The sequence below is a fragment of the Microcoleus sp. S13_B4 genome (assembly GCF_036700885.1).
In the GTDB taxonomy this organism is placed as follows: domain Bacteria; phylum Cyanobacteriota; class Cyanobacteriia; order Cyanobacteriales; family Microcoleaceae; genus Microcoleus.
The window spans coordinates 1-22897 of record NZ_JAUBPU010000046.1 but is presented as its reverse complement, the minus strand read 5'-3'; the positions used below and the strand labels follow the sequence as shown (position 1 = coordinate 22897).

The window sequence follows — 22897 nt, the reverse complement described above, 5'->3', positions numbered from 1 at the left end:
AGCTTAAGTTTTATTAATAAATTTGAGCGCTACTCCCAACTAATTTTTCCATCTTCCCGGTTCACTCAATATCTCTCCCTGAAATCCGTTAAAGTCCGGAAACTACTCAGTGTAAAACTTCCTGCTTCAAAACAAACGAAAAGAGTCGAGAAATTTTTGAGCATTTTCTGGTTCTGGGGTAGTGGCAACCAGGCCGTAAACGCGCGTTTCCACTAAAAAAACTTGACCTACACCTACAGGTTCATTGGGTGAAATTGGCTGAAACTCAAATTCTTTTCCCGGATAGCCTCCGAGGGAAATATCCCGCACTTGCAAGACTTTAGAATTCGCTGCAACGACGAAAAAATCAACGGCATTATTTAAAGTAATTCTGATATTATTGATATTATTGTTAGTCAGCCTAAAATCTAGGTCAAAGTATTGAAGCAAATAAGTTTCTTTGTTTTTTAAGTTTGAGCGGTATGTATGAGCAATAATTTGATTTGAAAAAGTTTCTGAATTAATTTTGGGATTTCCCGGCATATCGATCGCAAACTGACCCATCGCCGAGCAAAATGGCTGCCACTCTGGCGTCTGAATTTCTGCCCGCGGCGGGGCTGGTTGAGATACAGCGGGACGGGCAAACTTGAGAGGGTATGAAAGTAATGTAGCAGTAACTAGAAGTAAATACAGAAATTTCATTTGGGTAAAAATTATATATGCCCGATCGATCTGCGCTAGCCTAGAAATATATCTGCAAAGGGGCGATTTATGCTGAATATTATATTTACTCAACGGCGAGGCAACTCTCAAGGACGATCTAAAACCAGTAAAACCAATAAAACCAATATACTTGCTGCTGTAAATACTTGGCTGGCTGTGTGTCTGCTGGCTGCTGTCACAGCTTGTGCAAACAGCCCCAACAGCAAGACCCTGGAAGAATCTTTAGCCGCCGATCCCAAATTAAAACAAAACCCAGTGGTTTTCTCTTCCCCGCCACCAGCGACAGCAATTGAGACAAACTCTACCGCCAAACTTCCTCCCGATTTTCCGCCAGAGATTCCACTATATCCTAATGCTGAGTTAATCGAAGTTAGTGGGGAAACAGATGCCTCGCAAAAAAATGTGCGGCTGCGCTGGGAAAGCAGTGATCCGGTTAATTCGGTTCAGAACTTTTACTCTACAGAGTTTGGGCGTCGCAACTGGGAAATAGTCAGCCGCCCCACCGCCGAGGGACAAGGTTCTTTGGTAGCAACGCGAGATAATTTACGGGTAACTGTGTCGCTTTCTCCTACTCAGAAAGTAGGAGGTTCTACAGAATTTGCGATCGACTACAGCAAAGAAAGCCCCGAAATTGCCGCCAGTCCCCAACCTAATAATTCCGAGTCTAGCGCATCTCCAACCGCTTCACCAACTCCATCTAATTCAGAGGGAACTACTCCAACGCCCTCGGCCTCGCCAAAATCAGCCAAAGTTAGCGAAGAAGAAAGCCAAATTCCTCAACAGTTGCGGCAGTATGTGGCAGATTTAACTCAGTTGGAAGTGCTGAAAGTGCGATCCTCTCCGAAGGCTTCGCTAACGACAGAAAGTGCTAATTTAGAAAATGCCAGCACTTTGCCCAAACCCAACAAAATTGTCACTCGCCGCGAATACGCCCGCTGGTTAGTAGCAGCTAACAATCAGATTTATGCTAGCCGTCAAGCCAAACAAATTAGATTAGCAGTAGACTCTAGCGAACCAGCCTTTTCTGACATACCCAAAACAGACCCGGATTTTTCAGCAATTCAAGGTTTAGCAGAAGCCGGTGTAATTCCGAGTTCGCTTTCGGGTGAAACTAAAGATGTGAAATTTCGCCCGGATGCACCTTTAACTCGCGAAACAATGATTCTCTGGAAAGTACCTTTAGATAGTCGTCAAGTTTTGCCCACAGCTAACATTGAGGGAGTGAAAGAAAAGTGGGGTTTTCAAGATGCTTCTAAGATTGATTCCCAGGCGTCGCGGGCCGTTTTAGCTGATTTTAACAATGGAGACTTAGCAAATATTCGCCGCGTTTTTGGTTTTACTACTCTGTTTCAGCCGAAGAAATCCGTGACTCGCGCCGAAGCTGCTGCTAGTTTGTGGTATTTTGGCGTTCAAGATCAGGGATTGTCGGCTAAAGACGCTCTGGAAGCAAAGTCTCCACCAGCTCAATAGACTTGTTTGGGGTGGTTAAAAGTTTTGAACAAAGCATCTACTTACCAATACCCAAGAAACCGGGTTTTTTCTCTGTAACCAAACCCGGTTTCTGCGTCCACGGCGGACGAAATTTTACCAACTTTTGACAAATCGGCGCGCGATCGCCCGCCACAAAAATTGCAGCTTGAGTTCCTAGAAGTTCGGTGAATATGGCTTACCCAGAAACCGACTTTTATCTACGAAAATGCCCTGTAAAACGCGAGGCATATCCCGTGAAAAACTTCGTTTCGTTAATTCCTCTGGGGGAGTTCTCGTAAAAAATCCTTTCAACAATTAGACATCGGCTTTTCTGTTTTTGTGGCCTACCCTAGGGGATAGATTTTTTTGGCTTTAATCTTAATTTCTGTATCCTGCCATACAACCGCTGGATTTGGCGGGCAAATTTTCTACATATTTTAACTAATACTTTGTTCAAAACTCTCCGTAGGATTCCGGATGCCGTAGCGGTCTTAACGATAAATGAACAAGAGTGTTTGAGCTCTTGGAGAGCATTTTTTAATGTACGATATTACCTTATTTACCCCGCAAGACATGGCTAAATGCAGCTTAGTCCTGCGCCACTTAGGTAGAAATACTGCTAGTATGGAAGCCAGCAGCCAGAAGATTGTTAACTATATTTACCAACATTTTTGCGATTCGCAAACTGGAGAAAATACCTGTGCCTTAGTGCGTTTATTTAAAACTCATCCCTACGGGGAATTAGAAGACTCATTGCAACAATCCGCCCGCCGCTTGATGAAGGGCAATTCCCCCGCCGCCGACATGAAATGTTGGACTATGCTAGCAGCAGCAGGCACACAACCGCAGTGGAATTCTCAGCACACAGCAGCAGAAAACACAGCTATTCCATTAGTTAGCACAAAATTAGTGGCTCAAATGCCGGCGATTTCGGAAATAATCCGGCAGTTCGGTTTAGACATTCCTACATTCCTCGGGATTGAGCCAGAAAGGTTCCTGCAATTAAAGTCCGCAGTATTAAATATTTTTCACGTATCAGAAGCAAAGGGCAGCCCCTTTATTCCTGAGCAAAATTCCTTAATTATCCCCTACCAAGTCAAGTCTGTCTTGGGATTTGGGGGACTTCTGCCATCAGGAAGTGTGTTTGCGGTAGTGATGTTCCTGAAAGTTAAAATTCCCCACAGCACGGCTGAAATGTTTAAAGATTTGGCACTTAGTGTCAAAACGGCATTGTCCATGCCCGACGAACAAAGTGTTTTTGAGTATTCAGAAAATTCTAAAAGTTTTGTTAATAATAACAATTTTGCCGAAACCCAGTTACTTGAACATCAAGTTGCCAATTTGATTCACTTACTGGATTTTTCAGAACAAGAAATGCTCAGACAAGCCACTCGCTTTCAACAGACTATTGACAATTTACAGCGCGAACTAGCCGAATACAAAAATAAAGAACAAGCTTTGAAAGCAAGTCAAGATAAATTTACAGGCATCCTCAATATTCCCAATGATGCTATTGTTGTGGTCGAAGAAAGTCAAGTAATTCAGCGCTTTAATCAAGGGGAAGAACAGATTTAAACTAAGCTCTGTGTTTACTAACCCGGTTTCTTTGATAAACCGGGTTGTTGCTGTGTTTTTTGAGTTATACCAGTTACCCAAAAATAGGCTGCAATGATATGACAATAGTCCGGACAGTTTTTGGAACGATACTACAAGCTTACGCGGGGCAAGGAGCATAAAAAAGTCCAATTAAATGCCGCGTCAGGGGTGGAGCTGACATTGATTTAATGATCCACAGGGGCTGCGAAGTCAGGCGAGAATAAGCCATTGGGCCATATAAAAACTGTCCGGACTATTGATCTGAGAGTTTAAGGATGATTATATCAAAGTAAACTACCAAGAAAGAATTGATTTAACAGTTAATGTCTTATGCACTTTTGAGGAGTCCTTGAGAAGCCTAAACTATAATTTACTTAGTTGGTGTATGAGTATGTCACTAAAATTGAAAAAAGTCAAAAGGTAAGAAAGCTTTGAGTAAAAAAAAGATTTTTTACTTTTGGCTTTTGACTTTTGACTTTTACCACATCCAGTATTCAACTCAAAACTCAAAACTCAAGACTCTTAAGGCGCTGCTGCCGCCCTGCGGTTGGCAACAATCAGATTAGCCTGATACTCTGCCGCTTTTTGCTGAGCCTTTTGATAGTTCGGGCTGGTTGACGGCACTGCTTTCATGAGCCCAACCGCTTTCTGCCATTCGCTTGCTACTGTGATCCACTCATTTTGAGACTGAGCCGTCTGGGCCGAAATTGCTGCCTTCTGAGCTGTGTTAACGGCTTCCCTCCAAGAGTCAGGCTTAGGCGCGGTGGCTTTTGGTGCAGGAGAGGCTGCCTTGGGCGCCGGAGATGCAGCAGCAGCTTTGGGTGATGGAGATGTCGGAGTTGGGCTTGCGGGCGCAACAGCAGTAGGAGCGACTTTTGGTGTAGGAGAGGCTGCCTGTGGCGTACCCGGAGATGCAGCCGGAGAGGATGCGGCCGCTTTAGGCGCGGGAGATGCGGGTTTCGGGGAAGGGGAAGCAGCTTGGGGGGCGATGGGTTCTGGGTTCGAGTCGCCGAAGGGAAAAGTTTTAGTAAAGAAAAGCCCTGCGATCGCCGCCAGAGGTACTAAGATACCCACAGGTATTACCCATTTGGGAAATTGCTTTTTCGGAGGCGGGGCTTGATCTTCGTCTTCGTCTTCGTCTTCCTCGTCGTCATCTCGATCGAATTCTCCTTCTTGATAATAGTCTTCGCCTTCGGGCTCGACATCATCTAAACCTACAGAGTCGTCAGGCATTCCACTATCCAAGGGGTAAGGCATTGAATCCGCAGGCATCAGATCAATTTCATCTTCCCACGCAGGCGATCCGTCACCTGTTCGACGCCCGTAAACCTTTACAGTGTGAATTGATTCGAGTCCCAGCTTCGTCATGCCGGTGCGGATGAAATCGACCAATACCATTTGATCCGGTACTTTGTCTGCCTCCAGAATTATGTGGAGGCAGCCGTTGTCCCGCGTCACATCGGCGTTGATGCCTTTGGGTTTGAGTGTACGGTTGATGCTAGATGCGATCGCTTTTGGATCGCCTTGCTTGAGCAGTTCCCGCGGGTTCTGTTGTGTCATGGGTAGCGCTCTTTTTTTGGGGGGGGTGGAGAGCCGGCAAATAATATTAACCGATCGGCCTTCGGCGGACAATATTTATTTACCACATTAACTTCTACTTTGGCATTCTGAGAGTATTTCTAGTATCTATTGACCTTTTGGCCCGCGAGCCAGCATCAAGCACATAGCCGCTATCGAAATTTGTTGTAAAAATTTACAGTAAGGGGCCGATCCTGTGCACTGTCGCGCATCAGCGAAACAAGCTAGAAAGTTCTATAACTTTGGTTTGCAGGGTTGAGATTTCTTCTCGCCCCCGTTTTAAAGAAGCTTCTAACTCTAGCAGCAAAGGCAAACTTTTTTGCAGTTTTTCTAGGCTGGCGTTCTTGACTTCTTGACGAAAATAGTATACTCGTTTCGGATTGCCGAGGTCTAGAGCTTGAGCAATTTTATCATCGCGATCGCCCGCTTGGATCATTGCCTTTACCCACAGCCAAATCCGAAACTTACCAGTCAAGCCAGCCACAATCCTCAAACCAGGCTCGCTGCGGCCAGTTAAGCCTGCCAATAAATCCAAAGCGGCGGAGGTATTGCCCTCGCGAATCGCATCGGCTAGCTGGAAGGTATTTTGGGCGTGACAGTGCACCAGTGTGGCAACTTCTTCCGGGTTCAGAGGTTGGCTGCGGTTGCCCGCAAACAGCAGCAATTTTTCGAGTTCGCTGTATAGCTGGCGGGTATCGCTGCCAATGGATTCGGCCAAAAGTTCGATCGCTGTGGCTGTCAATTTTACGTTCATTTCGTCGGCGACTTGGCGCACCCGCTGGGCTAATTCTTTGTCATTCCAAGGCGGAATCGGTGAAAATTCCCGCACTTGGGCGGCGGACTGGGAAATTAACTTGGTAGATTTGAGCCGGCTGTCGGGTTTTTTGACGGATGTCAACAGCAGCACGGTGGTAGGGGGAATCACTGGCAGCGTCCGTTCAAATTGCGCTAACAGTTCGGGAGAGCACTGCTGCGTTACAGTAGTATTTGCCAGCCAGACAAAACGGCTGCCAGTACCGAAGGGGGGCGTTAAGGCTCGATCGAGTCCTTCGACCACAGCGTCGGCTCGATCGGCAATAATCTTGTCATAGTTAAAACTAGCCCAGTTGGGGTCGAGGACTGTTTGGCGCAAACTTGTCACAGCCTGCGCGATCGCAAAGTCGTCTTCCCCCCAAAACAGGTAAATTTGCATGAAAAACGCTCAGTAGCCCAAAAAATCAGAGTTGCAGGTTCCGCAAGTCCAACATATCCTGAATTGGACTGTTGGATGCCCGCACCATAATATAAAATTTGGTGTGGGAGTTTGTCACCGCGAGGAAATCAAGATTGGATGATACTTATCAAGCTTACGTAAATCGGGTGGCGCGAATGACGCTGCTGGACTCCTACAAGTCCCAGGTGGAACACATTCAGGAATCTCCAAAATTTAAGCCCGACGAAGCAGGCAGGAGAGATCCTGTACCTTTTCCAGGTTATTCAGTGATTACGCCCCCTGCGGGGGAAGATGCAGAAAATGCTGCATTTTATAGTAATTTGCACTCGAGCCAACAACGGCTATTGCAGGAAATAGGGGAGGGTGCGCTCGTGGCACTGCCTCCTGATAGCTTCCATTTAACCGTAGCCGATTTGATTTGGAGCAGCGCTTTTCGAGATGCCTCTGATAAAAATCCAGAATTTGAGGAGCAACTGCGCTCGCGCATGGCCGATCGTTTTGCCGCCTGCAAACCCTTGGCGGGCGGCGCTCCCATTCGCTGGATAGTGCTGGGGTTGATGGTGATGACTAGAGCTGTGGGTGTTTGTTTGGCACCGACGGACGAAAACTCTTACAAGCAAATTCTGGAGTTTCGCCGATCGATCTATCAAAATCCCGATTTAATGGCTTTGGGAATCGAACAGCAATATCATTTTACGGCACACATTACTCTGGCTTATTTTGGGGACACTGGGCCGAACTTAGACCGCGATCGCTTGTGCGCTTTGCTGTCAGAGTTAAACGAGCAATGGCTGGACACGCCGCAAGAACTGTCCGTAAACCGAGTGGAACTGCGGAAGTTTGACGACATGACCACCTACCTCCGGCAACCGGAATGGCCTGTTTTTGAGTTTTAACGAAGGAAGAGGGAAGAAGGAAGAAGGAAGAGGGAAGAAGGAAGACGGAAGAGGATCGATGTGAAGATTTTTTCCCATCTGCCACTCTCCCCATCTCCCACTCTCTCGCCCCCTCTCCCACTCTCCCACTCTCCCCTGTGACAAGAGTCCGGATATTGCCTATTAAATGCTTTAATTATTTTTGTTTGACAGTAAAGTCAAGGAAAAAATTTATGAAAAACCAGGAAAAATCAGTAATTCTGGTTTTTTACTTTTTGCTTAAAAAGTGACAGTACACGTTGTTGGTATAGGTTTAGATGGAGCTGCTGGGCTGAGTTCCTCGGCGAGGCAGGTTGTAGAAATGGCCGCTCTGCTAATAGGCAGCGAGCGCCATTTGAGCTATTTTCCCCAGCACGACGGAGAGCGCTGGGCGTTGGAAGATTTGACCGAAACAATTCTGGAAATTCGGCGCTGGTGGGCAACTGAACCCGAATTAGAACCCTCTGTGGGGACGGTGGAACCCCGCGATCGACTGATCGTAATTTTAGTGGCCGGCGACCCGCTGTTCTACGGCTGGGGAAAGTTGTTAATTGCCCAATTGCCGACAGAAAAATTGACTTTTCACCCCCACGTCAGTTCTGTGCAGTTGGCTTTTAACCGCTTGCAAATCCCTTGGCAAGATGCTCATTTTGTTGGCTCTCAAGGACGTTATTTTGAGGAACTGACGGCAAAACTCAAACTCGGTGTCGAGAAAATTGCGGTGCTCGCGGACGAAACTCATACTCCGGCTGCCCTGGCAAATTTGGTGAAAGCTCTAGATTTGCCTACACGCTACGAGTTTTGGGTTTGCGAAAATTTGGGTTCTGCTGACGAGCGCGTGGGCTTGCGTTCTCTGTCAGCTTTGCTGGGAGAGTCTTTTGCACCGCTGAGCGTGGTTGTGATGCTGCGGGAGTCCCCGCCGAGGGCAGAACCTTTGGATTTGGAAAAGTTGCCTTTGTTGGGAGTACCGGATGCAGCTTTTATCGGTTGTGGCGACAAGCCGGGTTTGACGGTTGAACGGGAAGTGCGGGTGTTGGTGCTGGGACAATTGGCTTTGCAACCGGGACAAGTTGTCTGGGATGTGGGTGCTGGTAACGGTTCTGTGTCGATCGAAATTGCTCGTTTATTCCCGCAGTCTGAGGTGTACGCGATCGAAAAAACGGTTTTTGGCACTTCTGCGATCGAGTTCAACTATGGCCGTTTTGGGCTGCAAAATGTGTTCTCGATTTACGGAACCGCCCCGGAAATCTTGCACCGCTTGCGTCCTCCGCACCGGATTTTTATTGGCGGTAGTGGCGGAGGGTTGACTAAAATTTTGGGCGTTTGCGCGCTGCGGCTGCTTCCTGGAGGCTCGATCGTCCTGGCTTTGGATGCTTTTGAGGATATTGCGACTGTTTTAAGCTGGATGGGCGATCGGGTGCGCCGGGAACCGCACTGGAGTTACCGAATCGTGCAAGTGCAATTGTCGCGTTCTGTAAATGCGGGCAATTCAACTCGTTTTGACGCGCTGAATCCGGTTTCGATTGTGACGATCGATCGACACTTGAATTAATGTCGGAATTTTTACCGCAGATTTAAGCTGATTAGCGCTGATTAACGCTGACTTGAGTCAGGAAGAGTAAGGTTGCGGTTGCTAGTAGCAATAAAATGCCGGCTACACCTGCTAGAGGTTTTGCTGCTATTCCTGTAATCCATTCCGGTGCGCGGCCTGTCGGATTAATTGCGCCTTCTGTATCTACGGTAGTTATACCCCAAATCCAAGCTGCGTGAATGCCGATCGCCAATCCTAAACTGCCATTGTCGGCGATGCGGGCTAATGTTAAAACCATCCCCATCAGCCACAATCCGGGCAGTTGCGGTAGAGTTTCTTTGGCTGCCCAAATTAGGTGGGCGATCGCGAAAATAAAACTGGCGATCACTGCTGCGATTAGCATTGAGTAATCTTGCTGGAGGATTGTTTGCAAGCAGCCGCGAAAGATTAACTCTTCTGTGGCGCTAATCCACAGTCCTAATAACAGAGTCAGCAGACTAGCCGGGTTAAAAATTAAAGTCCACAAATTAATTTTTTTTTCGCCTGTTTCCGTGGAAGCCTCGCTTTTTTTTAGCTCGATCCAGCCTGTGGCTAATTGCAGACCCAATAAAATTACTAAGCTAATTATTCCTAATCCTAATCCCCGCATTAATGACATCAAAACTGCGGGTTGCCAATCCCAACCCCAGTTGGCAAAAGAGGTGTTTTCAATCCAACTTGTCGCCCATAAAATGAAGGGGACAATCACGTATAGGGAAGCTAGTAAAGGTAGTTTTTTGTTTCCCAGGGGTTGGGGTGGATGCCATTTGAGGGCGATCGCCAGCACAATCGCTGCCGGAAGCCACACAACAATCCAAGTCGAGAAAAACAAGATTATTTTGACAATGGCTGGTATTGACGGCGACAGCAGTCGCAGATTGGTTATGCTATTCCACATTTAAGGGGCTGCAACTATAATACTGTTGACTGTTGGCTGTTGACTGTTAATTCTTAACTAATGACTAATGACTAATAACTAATGACTACCGATCGAGCTTGCGCTGAATTTGCCTCAGAGACTGGTACATTTCGGGCAAGCGGTTGTAGACGGCTGCGGCTTTGAGAAATAATTTGTGGGGAATTGCTGGAACGCCCGTCACGATCGCACCTGCGGGCACGTCACTGTGAATTCCGGCTTTAGCAGTGGCGATCGCACCATCTCCAATTTTGGCTTGATTAGCAATTCCCACTTGACCTGCCAAAATTACATTGTTGCCAATTTTAACTCCGCCGGCCATGCCAACGTGAGCGGCAAACGCGCAATTTTTCCCGACTTGACAGCCGTGACCTACGTGTACTAAATTGTCGATTTTTGTATTCGGGCCGATTCGGGTTTCTCCGACAGCGGGCCTGTCGATCGTGCTGTTGCAGCCAACCTCAACGCCCTCTTCTAATACAGTGCAGCCAGACTGCTCCATTTTCACCCATCCTGTGGCTGTTGGCACGAACCCAAAACCTTCGCTGCCGATCGCCGCACCGCTGTGAATCACGCAATTTGCCCCGATGCGAGTACGTTCGTGAATGACACAATTAGCGTGTAAAACTGTGCCGGCGCCTATTTCCGCATCTGGGTAAATTACGACATTTGGGTGAATGCAAACGTTGCTGCCAATTTTGACTTTTGCTTGAATAACGACGTGGGGGCCGATATAGACATTTTCACCAATTTCTGCTGAGGGGTGAACGACGGCTGAGGGATGAATTTCGGATGCTGGGCGAAACGGTTGATAGAAAAGGGCGATCGTTTCAGCAAACAGTAATCGCGGATCTGCTGCGGCAATCCAAGCAATGTTGCGATCGGTACATTGAGCTTGGAGGCTTTCATCTAAGGGTAAAATTAAAGCCGAAGCATTTGTAGTGGCTGTATGAACGGCAAATTTAGCACCTTCTATATAACTGATTGTGCCCGATGCAGCTTCATCAACAGGGGCCGCGCCTGTAATTTCTGGATCGGTAGCAACCGACGCTGTGAGGGTGCGACTGGTGGCTAAGTTAAGTTTTTCTACTATTTCACTAAACTTCATCTATAAAAATTTGTTGTTAGCACAGATCGATCATAGTTAAAAATACCAGGTTTGGAGCACGATCTCAGCAGTTGCCATTTAAAAAACAAAAACCCCGGTTTCTTTAAGAAGTCGGGGTTGTAGCGCTCGATTATTTTTGGCAATTATTTTACAGAAACTGCATCTACGTCAACTGTGCTGCCGTTGGCTTCAGAATAATTGGCACCGGTGGCTTCGGATGCTGAAGCTGTCTCTGTTTGGCGGGATTTAAAGTAGTCGATCGCCATTTGCGAAACTTCGGAAATCAGCAAGACTGCGATCGCCACATCGTCAATTTGTCCGATGACGGGGAGAAAGTCTGGGGCTATGTCGATCGGGCTTACCAGATATGCCAGCGTTCCCAGAATAATCCACCAGCGGTACTTGGGGTTGCGGAGGGTGTCGCGGTACCAGTTGTAAACAGATTGTATAGAAAAGCTCATGGGGTTGTCCTCTACTTATATTTTCAATCTTGACAAATTGTCGCTCGAAATGCTTGTGGAGATATCCCCCCTAGGGTTGGCAAGAGACTTCTACCTGGGAGTATAGGGAATTGGGGAGGGAGAACTTGTCAAGCTGTGTCGGAAGGGCGGGGACTCTTGACAACGCGCCTACAGAAACCTGACAGATGAAAGGCGATGGAATTAATCTGTGTTGATATGCGTTTATCTGGGTTTATCGGCGGTTAAAAAAAATTATATTGTTGACGGTAGATTCGGAATCTATTACTTGTATATAACTATAGCAAGTCTATTTGAGTCATGAATGTAGAACCACCTGAAACGCTGGCGATCATTGAATCGATTGTTTACAAATCAAATGGTTTTGCTATACTTAGATTGGGATTTTTAACCGCAGATGTCAGCAGATAAACACAGATGGGTAGTCCTAAAGAGGAAAGGGTGAGAGAATGGAAGTGCTGTGACTCTAATGTTGTATGTCTACTGCTCTGCCTATCTGTCCGAATTGTCAGTCTGACGCTGTGATGAAAAACGGTCGAACTCGGCATCAGAAGCAAAATTACAAATGTCGAGACTGTGGACGGCAATTTGTTGAAGACCCGCAGTGGCGGATGATTAGCGAGGAAACTAAAGGCATCATTGACCGATTGCTCTTGGAGAAGTTGTCGCTGGCAGGAATTGCCCGTGCCTTGGAGATCTCAGAACTGTGGGTGCAACAATACGTCAATGCGAAATACCAACAGGTAGAGCAGGAGGTGCAAGTGCGCCCAAAGCCAAAACGCCGTCTGGCGGTGCAGATGGATGAATTGTGGTCATTCGTCGGCAACAAAGGCAACAAGCAGTGGGTGTGGCTTGCCCTGGATGCCCAAACCCGTGAGATCGTCGGGGTGCACATCGGCAACCGCAGCGCAGGCTCAGCACAAGCTCTGTGGCGGTCGATGCCCCCGGTTTACCGCCAATGTGCCGTAGTCTACAGCGATTTCTGGTCAGCCTATACGGAGGTCTTACCCAGCAAACGGCATTATGCAGTAGGCAAAGAAACAGGAAAAACCAGCTACATTGAACGCTTCAATTGCACCTTGCGTCAGCGCGTGTCGCGTCTGGTTCGTAAAAGCTTGTCGTTCTCAAAGAAGCTAGAGAATCACATTGGAGCAATTTGGTTATTCATCCACCATTACAATGCTTCGCTTTCTGTCTGCTCATCCTTTCCTGCTTAGGACTACCCACAGATGAACGCTGATGGGATTCATTGGTGTTTATCTGCTGTTTAAAAACATCTTCATATCTTTCACTCACGAATTTTGAAAGATCCATTTTTGGTCGCCGATCGCAATTTCGCAGCCATTTGGCAGCCAAAAAGGCTCGTTAGCAGCCAGCCTCTGCCCACCCACAAAAGTGCCGTTGGAACTGCCGCTATCGACAAGCTGATATCGCTGTTTACCAAGTTCGTCAGTGGCGCGGCGGATTTGAGCGTGGTAGCGCGAACTTTGCGGATCTTGTAATACTAATGTGTTGGTTGGTTCGCGTCCAATTGTAAAGGGATTGGCAGTTAGGGCGATCGCTTCTCCAGAAAGTTTGTAGATTAAATATGCGGTTGTTTTGCGATCGTTGCTTGCGAGTACGGTTGGTGCAAGTTGAGGAGGATTTCTCCCAGGAGGGAGGCTGTTTTGAGCAAGTTGTTGTGTCAGTTGTTGTAAATCTCGATCGAACCCTGCTGTGTCAGAAGCTGGAAGACTCGCAGGAGAATTACCTGAAATTAAGTTTAACTGCTGTACGGGAGATTGAGGAACAATGGGACGGCCGGCTTCGGCAATTCTCATTTGCAGGGCGGCGGCATTTTCTGCTTCCTGTCGGGCACTCATTCCCTCAACTTGGCGAATAACTCCGTTGGTTTCGGGAAAGCTGACATCGCCAATTCGCACGTCTTCTAAGTTAAAACCTAGAGTATAAAAATCTTGGACGCGATCGAGCAAATTTTGGCGCAGCAACAGCCGTCCTTGACTGATAAGCTGTTGTAGGGGTATTTGCCCGATAGCTAATCCCATACAATCCTTAACTGCACTTGCTAAAACAGCTAGAGGATCGGACAATTCCAAAGCTACTCGTTTCGGATCTATAACTTGATAAATAACAGTCAGAGTAGCATCAATTAAAAACCGATCCTTAGATAAAAAATCTCCGTGCGACTGTACCTCCAAATTGCGGAGTTTGGTGTCTACGAGGACAATTTGACACTGTTCCAGCAGGGGAAGGGCGAAGCTGAAATGCCGCCCGGATTTCAGGGTACGCACGGCGCGGCCGTTTTTGACCAACAAACCCGTGTAACCCGCCCCTATAAAGTCCATACTAAACCCGGCCCAGCGTTCTGGAGTTATCGTTTGAATCAGGGGAGAAGCGTTGTTCATGGGAGGGAGTTGAGGGAGGTTCGATTCTACTTTTAGGGTAACAAATTGCTGGGGGCGAGCGATCGGGCGGTGTGCCGGTTCCGCAACCTCTATTCTATACTTCTGGATTCCCCGCGATTCAGGCCGGACTGGATCGAGTTTGCATCTAGTTGATGGTGGGGGCGATCGAAATGCCGTTCGTAGGGTAATTTATAATCAAGATTAATGTGTCCCGTTAATCTCTCATGACTACACAATCTGCTTCGCGTTATGTCGCACGTCACCCTGAAATCTTGCAAGGGGAACCCATTATCGCAGGAACGAGAACTTCGGTTCGTGCGATTGTAGAATTATGGCGTTTAGGTATTACTCCTGAAGAAATTCCGATGCACTTACCTCATCTGAAATTAGCTCAAATTTTTGGTAGTAGTAAATATGTAGTGAGTGAATATTTATTGCCTCAACGTATAATTATAATGATGGATCACATACCAAATAGCACCAATATGGTTTTCTATTTTTTTAAAAAAGGAAAAGTTTTTATTACGAGACGAGAAACACGTTGGTGCCAAGTATTATTGAATATTTCAATAGGATTAGTTTTTCCACTATCTTTACCAACTGGCTGAGGGCGTTTGCTTGGAAAAATACAAGCATAGGCAGCCCAAAAATCTGTATAGCAAACAGCACATGGTCGATATACAGGAGGTAGAGAATTCCATAATTGTTTTGCTCCTTCTTCGCTACGATCCCAACATAAACACCAATAATTTCTCTGGTCTCTCTATCCATTGCTAACCACACCAATTGCTTATTTTGTGGGTCATCTACCAATGTTCACAGTTCGTCAAATTCAACCTTCAATCTGACTTTTTTTTTAGATTTAACCTTTACTCTGCGTTCGATTGAGGCATATTTATTATTTACGTAATCCTGTAAGCATTTTTGAGAAACACGCCTTTCTCCTGGCTATACCAGCCAAATAAATCTTCTCCTAAAGAAGTCGAGCGATTAATTTTTTTGCTGGTGAGCTAATTACTTTCTTGCTAGGGTTCTCTACCAATGGGCGGCCGCAACTCTGACATTTTTGTGATGGTTTTTTATCGTGAATTCTACCCTTTTTAACTATGTTATTTGAACCACAATCAGGGCAATATGGTCGTGAAAATAGCAGATTATATGACTAAATTAATGTGGGCAAATATCAAGGATTCCAGCAAGAGTTACTTAGGATAGCATAAGTGTAACTCACTCTACATGCGAGCGCGTAAAGAAATATTAAAAGCACAAAATTTGATTGCGTGAGTTATACAGCAATTTGAGATCAAACTCGCCACAAAGATGATAAACTTTAAAGATGTAAAAAAAGGAGATTATTTAGAGATGGCAGCATATTCTATTGACTTACGACAGAAGATACTAAGTGCGTGGCAAAGCAAAGAAGGTACACAAAGAGAGTTAGCAAAACGATTTAAAGTGAGTTTATCGTTCCTACGTGACTTTTTGCGTCGGTATCGAGAGACGGGGGAGATAGCTGCCAGGGTTCAAGGAGAGGATCGTCGCTCGAAGCTTAAAGGTAAAGAGCAAGAATTGTTAAAGATAATAGTCACAGAGAAAAGTGATATATATTTGCGAGAAATTCAAGAGGAAATAAAAGAGCGTCAAGGCATAGAAGTAAGTATATCAAGTTTGTCCCGCACTCTTAACCGCTTAAAATTAAGGCGTAAAAAAAAACTTTAGTAGCGACTGAGCAAGCTACAGAAAGAGTCCAAAATTTGCGCTATGAATTTAGGCGTTGGCTAGATACTATAGACATCAAAAACCTCGTATTCATGGATGAAACAGGTGTAAATCTGGCTATGACACGAAATTATGGCAGGTGCCAAGGTGGAGCCAGAGTCTATTATAACCGCCCAGGAAATAAAGGCAAAAACCTCACTTTAATTGGAGCTATGAGTGAGGTCGGCTTAATTGCCACTATGACTTTTCCAGGTAGTCTGAACACAGCTAGTTTTTTAGTTTTTGTTGAGCAAATATTACTCCCTCAGTTGTGGATTGGAGCAATTGTAGTCATGGATAATTTACCGGTACATTATGCTGAAACTACAAAAGCTTTAATTGAATCTGTTGGAGCTTTTGTAAAATTTTTGCCTCCATACTCGCCTGATTTATCGCCCATCGAGTTATGTTGGTCAAAGTTAAAAGAAATTCTTCGTTCCCAAGGAGCTCGCACATCCGATGCTCTTGATGAAGCCATCACTATGGCTGTTAATCTTATTACTGATGAAAATGCTCTCAATTGGTTTAATCATTGTGGTTTGTTTTTTGAGCCTATTTAGAGAGCTACTTGTTGTGGCGGGGTTGCTCGCAAATTGCTGTAAAATTATCCTATGGGTTCAATTACTGTAATTAAATTACACTACCTATTTATCACTACCCAGGATTTGTGTTGAATTTAAGGCGAGTGTGGCCTTAGATAGCTTTTGATACCAAATCCGCACAATCCCAGATTCCGCACCCCCCAACGGAGAGCATACACTGCAAGAGTCCGACTCGAAGTCGATCGTCCGAAACAATAGTGAATCAAAATATCGGAAATTGTGTGTTACTGAGCATAAACCCGTTAGGAATTCCTGAAAATTAACGTTCGGGCATGAGGTAAATTTTATTAATCCATAAAATATCAAAAATCCCACCCAAACTAAGTATTAATTCCCAGCAGAATTGAGTTCGCATGATGAGAGTATGCTTTTGGGCCTTTCCCACAAGAAATTCATAAAATTTATTGCGGCCAAACTAGATGGCAGGCCAGCTTACTACCCCTACTTTTAAGCCTAATAGTTCGGTTGCCTTGAAGCTGTCTACAGGCTTAGAAAATAAATATCCTTGCCCAAATTCACACCCCAAATCTCGCAGTTTCTGTAGCTGTGTTGGCGTTTCTATACCTTCTGCAACGATATCCATACCTCGGCTGCGAGCCAGGGTCACAATTGTCTGGATAATTTCTACGCCACTGTTGTCTACCCCAATGCGACTCACAAAAGAGCGGTCAATCTTTAAGGTATCAATGGGAAACTCGTGTAAGCGGCTTAAAGAAGAGTAACCGGTGCCAAAGTCATCGATACACAACTGAATGCCTAAAGCTTTTAGCTGCTTCAACATCTTTTCTTCCCTGGATACTGTTTCTAAAATGCAACTTTCAGTAATCTCTAGTTTTAGACAGTAGCTTGGAATGCCAGTCTGCTGCAAAATGTCCTCAATTCGATTGAGTAGATTTACTTGCTTTAGCTGCACGCCGGAAAGATTGACATTAATCGCCAAGGGAGGTGTTTGGGGAAACTGTTGCTGCCAAATACCGATTTGGTGACAAGCTTCCTGCAAAACCCACCACCCCAGTTCATTGATCAAACCAGTTTCTTCAGCCACAGGGATAAACTCAGCAGGCGGGTAGATAATGCCAGATGCGTGATGCCAGCGCACCAAAGCTTCAAAGCCACTCACTTGCCCCGTAGAAAGTGAGACAATTGGCTGGTAGTGAACGCAAAATTCTTGTAGTGCGATCGCCCTTCTCAAGTCGTTCTCCAACTGCAAGCGCGTCCTCGCCACAGTTTGCATCGCTGGATCGAAAACTTCGTAACGCCCTCTGCCTTGAGCTTTAGCATAATACATTGCGATATCCGCATCTCTGAGTATGTCTTCTGGGCGATCGTAACCCATTGTGCTAACGATAATTCCCATGCTGATCTCGGTAAATACTTCATAATCATTCAAATTAAACGGCTGCCTTAATTGATTTTGGATGCGTTCAGCCACCCTGTTTGGTTCATCAATATCTTTAATATCTTCTAGCAATATCACAAATTCATCTCCTCCAAACCGCGCAACTGCATCTGTATGGCGCAAAGAAGCTTGCAGTTGACGAGCAACGCTTTTTAGTAATTCATCCCCAACCAAATGTCCGAGGCTATCATTCACTACTTTAAAGCGATCTAGGTCAATAAATAGCACCGCATATAGATAATCTTCACGTCTGTACGACAAGTCGATCGCCTGTTGCAGCCGATTCATAAACCAAGCGCGGTTAGGCAAATCCGTTAGCGCATCGTGAAAAGCATCATGTCCTAATTTTTCTTCCCTTTGCAACAACTGAATTTGAGCCTGTTGAAGCTCATTGACGGCTTGTCTAAGTTCAGCCGTTTGAGAAGCCACCCGTTGCTCTAACTCAGAAGTGAGTTTCTGCAAGGCTGCTTCCGCCTCTCTTCGCGCTTCAATTTCTTCTTTCAGAAGCACATTTTGCTCTTCCAGCGTCTTGGTCAAATTTCGCAGTCCCAGGTGTAGTTGCACGCGAGCGAGGACTTCCTCTTGCTGAAAGGGTTTGGTAATATAATCTACTGCCCCCATTGACAAACCTTTAACCTTATCCACCCGATCCGTAAGAGCTGTCATAAAAATCACAGGGATATCTTTCGTGACCACCGATGCTTTTAAGCGGTAGCAGGTTTCAAAGCCATCTATCCCCGGCATCATCACATCTAACAATATGATATTTGGCGAAACTTCTTGTAACTTCTCAAGAGCACTTTCCCCATCCTTAGCCACTAAAACCTTGAAGCCTGAATCCTTCAAAAAATCGAACAGAAGTTTTAGGTTATTCGGGTTATCGTCAACAATTAAAATTACATTTTCCTTTTTGTTAAGCATTTTATTTTCCAAAATGTGTCTTCATAAAAGCTAGTAGTTCTTTTTCTTCAAAATTTTTCGCAAATTGCAATATTTTATTAGAAAATGGTAAATAGTTTCCGTCTATCTGCTTGAGTCTATTGGCTTCCTGCTCAACAACTTCAATATCGCCGATCCGAGCCGCATTAAACAGCGCTACCAGCTCTGTTGATGGTGGTATCACAAGCTCACCACTCTGAACGTTTAATAAATCAGTGAAACCTTCCTGATGTGCGTTAGCCAAATCCGCAGGTTGGTCGTAAATCCATTCTATTTGTAAGTATTTTTTTAATACTTCTAGCAATTCTTCTACTTGGATAGGCTTTGACAGGAACTCGTTACAACCTGCTTCTTGGCTATTTTGCCGATCGAATTCAAACACGCTGGCGCTGGATGCTATCAATATTACATCCTTAAATTCTGATGACTGTCGGAAGCGCCGCGACATTTCAAATCCATCCATTACTGGCATCACTAAGTCTGTGATAATCAGATCGGGTTGAAAATCAATGGCTTTATTTAAACCCTCTTGTCCATTACAACCTTCCATGATTTTAAAACCTAGGGGTTCTAAAAAACTTCTAATAAAATTTCTATTTTGTAATAGATCGTCTACTAACAAAATTTTATTTTTATTTCCTTTAAAACCCGTTAAATTAAGTGAAGTATTTAGCGAAGGGTGAGCAAGAAATTCAGATGATTGAGTTAACTCTAAATCAAAGGAAAAAATGCTGCCTTGACCGAATATACTTTCGACTTTTATTTCGCCTCCCATCATTTGAACAATTTTCTGTGCGATCGCTAATCCTAACCCAGTGCCTTCTGACTTGTGCTGGCTATTTCCGACTTGTTCAAACGGTAAAAATATTTTTTCTAACTGTTCTGGCGCCATTCCAATCCCAGTATCTTGGATATGGAAACGAATTTTAGTACGTGGTGATTGGTCGGAGTCTTCCCCCTCACCTGTTACGCCTACCTTAAAAATAACACCACCTTTTTCTGTAAATTTAATAGCATTGCCCAAAAGGTTAATCAAAACTTGGCGCAGTCGTTTTTCATCAGCCTTGACAGCGTTAGGAAGTTGATTTAATACTTGATAACTAAATGTAATTTCTTTTTCTTCAGCTCGGATGCGGCACATTTCCACAACCCCGATCACAAAAGAAGAAAAATTAAAATTGGAACTGTAAAGTTCCATTTTACTGGCTTCAATTTTAGAAATGTCTAAAATATCGTTAATCAGAGTTAGTAAGTGCGAACCACACTGGTGAATAATTTGGATAGCATCTTTTTGTTTAGGAGTGGTAGTTTTATCGCGTTCCATAATTTGAGCGTATCCTAGGATTCCGTTCAGGGGAGTGCGGAGTTCATGGCTCATGTTCGCGAGGAATTCGCTCTTGGCATTGTTAGCAGTATCAGCGGCAATTTTTGCCTCTCTTAGCTCACTTGTTCGTTCTTCTACTCGATTTTCTAGCTCTGCATTGGTCTTTTCTAAAGCAGCAAAATACTCGCGCAATTGCTGTGCCATTTGGTTAAAAGATTGAGCAAGAACTGCCAGTTCATCTATCCCATTTACGTCTACTTTTTGGTTTAATTGACCGCTAGCGATCGCTCGACTCGCTTGACTCAAACGAAAAATAGGATGGGTAATCCAACGGGAGGCGAGAATTCCTAACAACGTCGCTAGCACTAACGCTAAAACGCAGAGTAGGATAGTGCTGCGGGTATTGGCATTGATTTGCTCCATAAAGTCGGCTTCTGGAACGACTACAACAATCAGCCAATCGAGACCTAGACCATCTTGGAATGGGGATACTTGCACAAATTCCCGCTGATCATCTAGGATGAAATTTAGTTGCTGGTTGCTGTCAATTTCGGTGAAGTTACCAAAGCGTTCTATTAAATGTTGCGCTGTACCCTTGATCAAAGGTACGCTGCTTTCAATCGCTTTTAATCTTTGCGTTTTTTTGCTATTTTTGGTTTTAATAAATGGCTGTTCGGCGGTGGATGAAGCTACTAGCAAGCCAGAGCGTTCTATGATGAAAGTCTTTCCCGATCTACCAATTTTTAAAGTTTGGAGAAAATCGCTGATTTTTGAGAGAAACAGATCGGTACTTACAACTCCTCGGAAAGTGCCATTTTTGTCGTAAACAGGTTGGCTAGCGGAGATTCCTAGGCTAGGTTGAATAAAATATTGATAAATTTTATTCCATTGGGGTTTGCCTGCAACTTTTGCGGATTTATACCAGGGTCGGATGCGGGGATCGTAGTCTGGGTGGGTTTCCTTAAACTGGGTCGGGTTGCCCTCTCTATCTACGCGGACGATCGTATTAATAAAATTAGTAGAGCGATCGGTTATTTCAATAACAACACTGCCATCATCCTTATATCCAGCACCCGCATATTCTTTTCTTTCCCCTCCAAAACTGATGTAACTAACGGTGGAAAATTGCTTGAGCTGCCACAAGAAGTAACTTCTCATCGAACCCATATTCTCTGGATTCCATAATCCAAAGCGGCGAATGGCATCGACGCTGATGGCATTGACCAAATGGGGCGTTTCCAAGTAAGTGTTTAATTGTTGATTGATGCGGGCGACTACCTCCGTTCGTAATTGGCTAGTAACGTTGTTGACGGCTGTTTTGCCGTTGCGTAGCGAGAGCCAACCTGTCAGTCCCACAGCGGCAAAGATTTGCAGGACGAATGGTACGACTAAGACGAGGCGCAGCGGGATTTTTTGAGGGCTTTTTGCAAGTTCATTCTCACTTGCGATTAGTGTCATGGCAGAGTCACTTTGGTATTTGGATTATTTCAATAACAACAGTCGCTCACCCTTGGTCATTTAAAGTCAGCTATAGGAAAATTATTGATTTCGTCTCTCTTGAACGCCAATTGGTTTAAGGATATCTTATTGTTGAATAACCGGGCTGAAAAGAGTGGGTAATACTGATACAGTTTGCAAATTTATGAAAAAAAAGAGCTCCCCCATGTGAGACGAAATCTCCATAAATGTCAAATGATATATTTTGCTTGGGATTGCAGTGTAAGCCTACCTGCAGATTTCATGGATATTGAGTACACCTTCATTCACTTGTAGGTCTTGACCTCAATACTAATTGATCTAAGCATACAACTATAGTCAGAACTTACGAACTATAGGGTCTAAAACCCAGCTTCCCCGTGCTGCCCTTAAAAAGGGGGGGAACCGCTTCAAAAAACTGGGCACTTGAAAGCCCTCTTGGAAAAAGGGTTTGGCGGTTCTATGCGTAAGTCGTAACTGCTCAATAACCACTGGTAGAGGCGCTCCTCGTCAATCAGGTGTACTGAAGCGAGGAAAACACTTTCATGCTTGTTGTAGCATTCCTCTCCCAAATCTGGTTAAATCAAAATATGACACTTCCCTACCTAGCTATTGACATTCCCCAAGGGGAACGGACACCGTTGGGGAACTGGCTGCTGAACTTGATAGCTCAGCAGCCACAGCTACTTGGACGTTGCTGAATCAAGGTATGATAAACTTATAGTGCGATCGTAGACAAGCGAAAATGATTTCTTTGATTTTGATACGAAACTGGAACATCTGCAAATTTTAGATAGTGAATTAGTAACTGAATTGAATATCTTAGCAACTTGCTGTCTGATTTAGAATAACAAAGATTTTTGCGTTTTAGGCGAGCCAAATAATGCCTTAATCTTGTATTTTTACCCTCAACTCTTATCATATATGTTTTGCGGTGGAATCTGCTCTCCATCGGGAATAAACTTCGGGTAAACTTTCCCCCATCTGTCACATAAAAATGGCATTATTTATTAACAATCTCCCATAGTGGTTCAAAGGTTTTGGCACTATGGTCGCCTAAAACCCATCCTATATAGTCATTTCAAATAAATGTGAGACAGAGGCAAGATCATGATAAAATCGATAAAAATAGTTAATGAGAAAAAAATGGCTTACAGTCTAGACCTCAGACAAAAAGTAGTCAATTATGTGGAAAATGGAGGGAGTATAACGAAAGCTGCCGCCATATTTAAGTTAGGAAGAGCAACAATTTATAGATGGCTAGGTAGGGAAGACCTTCGACCAACTCAGGTCACTCACCGTCAACGAAAGCTAGATTGGGAAGCCCTCAAAAAAGATGTTGAAAAAAATCCGGAAGCAAGATTAGTAGAAAGAGCAAAAACTTTCTCCGTCAGACCGAGTGCCATCTGCTATGCCTTAAAAAAATTGAAAATTACACAAAAAAAAAA

Annotated in this window: 18 protein-coding genes and 3 pseudogenes; 10 read left to right on the top strand and 11 right to left on the bottom strand. The window is 44.7% G+C overall.

The genetic code is table 11. The features are described 5' to 3' along the window. Positions 1-126 precede the first annotated feature (126 nt). Entirely contained in the window at positions 127-681 is a 555-nt protein-coding gene (locus tag QT994_RS20380; RefSeq protein WP_333177578.1) for a hypothetical protein, read from the bottom strand. 69 nt (positions 682-750) lie between these two features. Between QT994_RS20380 and QT994_RS20375 the strand changes: the two genes are divergently transcribed. Continuing rightward, positions 751-2172 carry an S-layer homology domain-containing protein gene (locus QT994_RS20375; RefSeq protein WP_333177575.1) on the top strand — a complete coding sequence of 474 codons (1422 nt, stop codon included), beginning with the start codon at positions 751-753 and terminating at the stop codon, positions 2170-2172. Positions 2173-2712: 540 nt separating this feature from the next. Next, positions 2713-3747, top strand: a complete 1035-nt coding sequence (locus QT994_RS20370; RefSeq protein ID WP_333177572.1) for a histidine kinase — start codon at positions 2713-2715, stop codon at positions 3745-3747. A 543-nt stretch (positions 3748-4290) separates the two neighbouring features. On the opposite strand, the gene QT994_RS20365 is transcribed toward QT994_RS20370, so the two are convergent. Together QT994_RS20365 and holA are read right to left on the bottom strand one after the other, a co-directional pair. Then, positions 4291-5328: a hypothetical protein gene (locus QT994_RS20365; protein WP_333047702.1), complete on the bottom strand. Its 1038-nt coding sequence runs from the start codon at positions 5326-5328 to the stop codon at positions 4291-4293. A 229-nt stretch (positions 5329-5557) separates the two neighbouring features. Continuing rightward, on the bottom strand, positions 5558-6538 hold the full coding sequence (gene holA, locus QT994_RS20360) for a DNA polymerase III subunit delta (protein WP_333177569.1): 981 nt from the start codon (positions 6536-6538) through the stop codon (positions 5558-5560). 176 nt (positions 6539-6714) lie between these two features. On the opposite strand from holA, the gene QT994_RS20355 reads away from it, so the two are divergent. Next, entirely contained in the window at positions 6715-7455 is a 741-nt protein-coding gene (locus QT994_RS20355) for a DUF1868 domain-containing protein (RefSeq protein ID WP_333047749.1), read from the top strand. 265 nt (positions 7456-7720) lie between these two features. After that, positions 7721-9025, top strand: a complete 1305-nt coding sequence (gene cbiE, locus QT994_RS20350) for a precorrin-6y C5,15-methyltransferase (decarboxylating) subunit CbiE (protein WP_333177566.1) — start codon at positions 7721-7723, stop codon at positions 9023-9025. A gap of 31 nt (positions 9026-9056) precedes the next feature. Here the strand turns inward: cbiE and QT994_RS20345 are convergent, their stop codons facing one another. The 3 genes from QT994_RS20345 to QT994_RS20335 all read right to left on the bottom strand — a co-directional run bounded on the left by QT994_RS20345 (position 9057) and on the right by QT994_RS20335 (position 11528). Further along, positions 9057-9941: a type II CAAX endopeptidase family protein gene (locus tag QT994_RS20345; RefSeq protein WP_333177563.1), complete on the bottom strand. Its 885-nt coding sequence runs from the start codon at positions 9939-9941 to the stop codon at positions 9057-9059. A gap of 85 nt (positions 9942-10026) precedes the next feature. Beyond that, on the bottom strand, positions 10027-11067 hold the full coding sequence (lpxD, locus tag QT994_RS20340; protein WP_333177560.1) for a UDP-3-O-(3-hydroxymyristoyl)glucosamine N-acyltransferase: 1041 nt from the start codon (positions 11065-11067) through the stop codon (positions 10027-10029). 143 nt (positions 11068-11210) lie between these two features. Further along, positions 11211-11528, bottom strand: a complete 318-nt coding sequence (locus QT994_RS20335) for a YkvA family protein (protein WP_333177558.1) — start codon at positions 11526-11528, stop codon at positions 11211-11213. A gap of 494 nt (positions 11529-12022) precedes the next feature. Here QT994_RS20335 and QT994_RS20330 point away from each other — a divergent pair, with 494 nt between their 5' ends. Further along, on the top strand, positions 12023-12763 hold the full coding sequence (locus tag QT994_RS20330) for an IS1 family transposase (protein ID WP_333177556.1): 741 nt from the start codon (positions 12023-12025) through the stop codon (positions 12761-12763). A gap of 75 nt (positions 12764-12838) precedes the next feature. Here QT994_RS20330 and QT994_RS20325 read toward each other — a convergent pair whose 3' ends face one another. Beyond that, complete coding sequence (locus QT994_RS20325) at positions 12839-13951, bottom strand: SPFH domain-containing protein (protein ID WP_333177553.1); 1113 nt, start codon at positions 13949-13951, stop codon at positions 12839-12841. 224 nt (positions 13952-14175) lie between these two features. Between QT994_RS20325 and QT994_RS20320 the strand changes: the two are divergent. Beyond that, a pseudogene (locus QT994_RS20320) lies at positions 14176-14340 on the top strand (DUF433 domain-containing protein); the annotation flags it as partial. A 42-nt stretch (positions 14341-14382) separates the two neighbouring features. Here QT994_RS20320 and QT994_RS20315 read toward each other — a convergent pair. Next, positions 14383-15104, bottom strand: a pseudogene (locus QT994_RS20315) (IS1 family transposase). A 167-nt stretch (positions 15105-15271) separates the two neighbouring features. Here QT994_RS20315 and QT994_RS20310 point away from each other — a divergent pair. Next, complete coding sequence (locus tag QT994_RS20310) at positions 15272-15670, top strand: IS630 transposase-related protein (protein WP_333177551.1); 399 nt, start codon at positions 15272-15274, stop codon at positions 15668-15670. Positions 15671-15690: 20 nt separating this feature from the next. Further along, positions 15691-16269, top strand: a pseudogene (locus QT994_RS20305) (IS630 family transposase); the annotation flags it as partial. 457 nt (positions 16270-16726) lie between these two features. On the opposite strand, the gene QT994_RS20300 reads toward QT994_RS20305, so the two are convergent. Beyond that, on the bottom strand, positions 16727-18631 hold the full coding sequence (locus QT994_RS20300) for an EAL domain-containing protein (RefSeq protein WP_333177545.1): 1905 nt from the start codon (positions 18629-18631) through the stop codon (positions 16727-16729). 1 nt (position 18632) lies between these two features. Beyond that, on the bottom strand, positions 18633-21431 hold the full coding sequence (locus tag QT994_RS20295) for an ATP-binding protein (protein WP_333177542.1): 2799 nt from the start codon (positions 21429-21431) through the stop codon (positions 18633-18635). A 563-nt stretch (positions 21432-21994) separates the two neighbouring features. On the opposite strand from QT994_RS20295, the gene QT994_RS20290 reads away from it, so the two are divergent. Beyond that, complete coding sequence (locus tag QT994_RS20290) at positions 21995-22150, top strand: hypothetical protein (RefSeq protein WP_333049127.1); 156 nt, start codon at positions 21995-21997, stop codon at positions 22148-22150. A gap of 17 nt (positions 22151-22167) precedes the next feature. Here the strand turns inward: QT994_RS20290 and QT994_RS20285 are convergent, their stop codons facing one another. After that, positions 22168-22440, bottom strand: coding sequence for an IS1 family transposase (locus QT994_RS20285; protein WP_445243928.1), 273 nt, complete (start codon positions 22438-22440; stop codon positions 22168-22170). Between the two features lie 155 nt (positions 22441-22595). Between QT994_RS20285 and QT994_RS20280 the strand changes: the two genes are divergently transcribed. Then, positions 22596-22897: IS630 transposase-related protein (locus tag QT994_RS20280; protein WP_333177617.1), on the top strand; the 302-nt coding region annotated here is incomplete at its 3' end.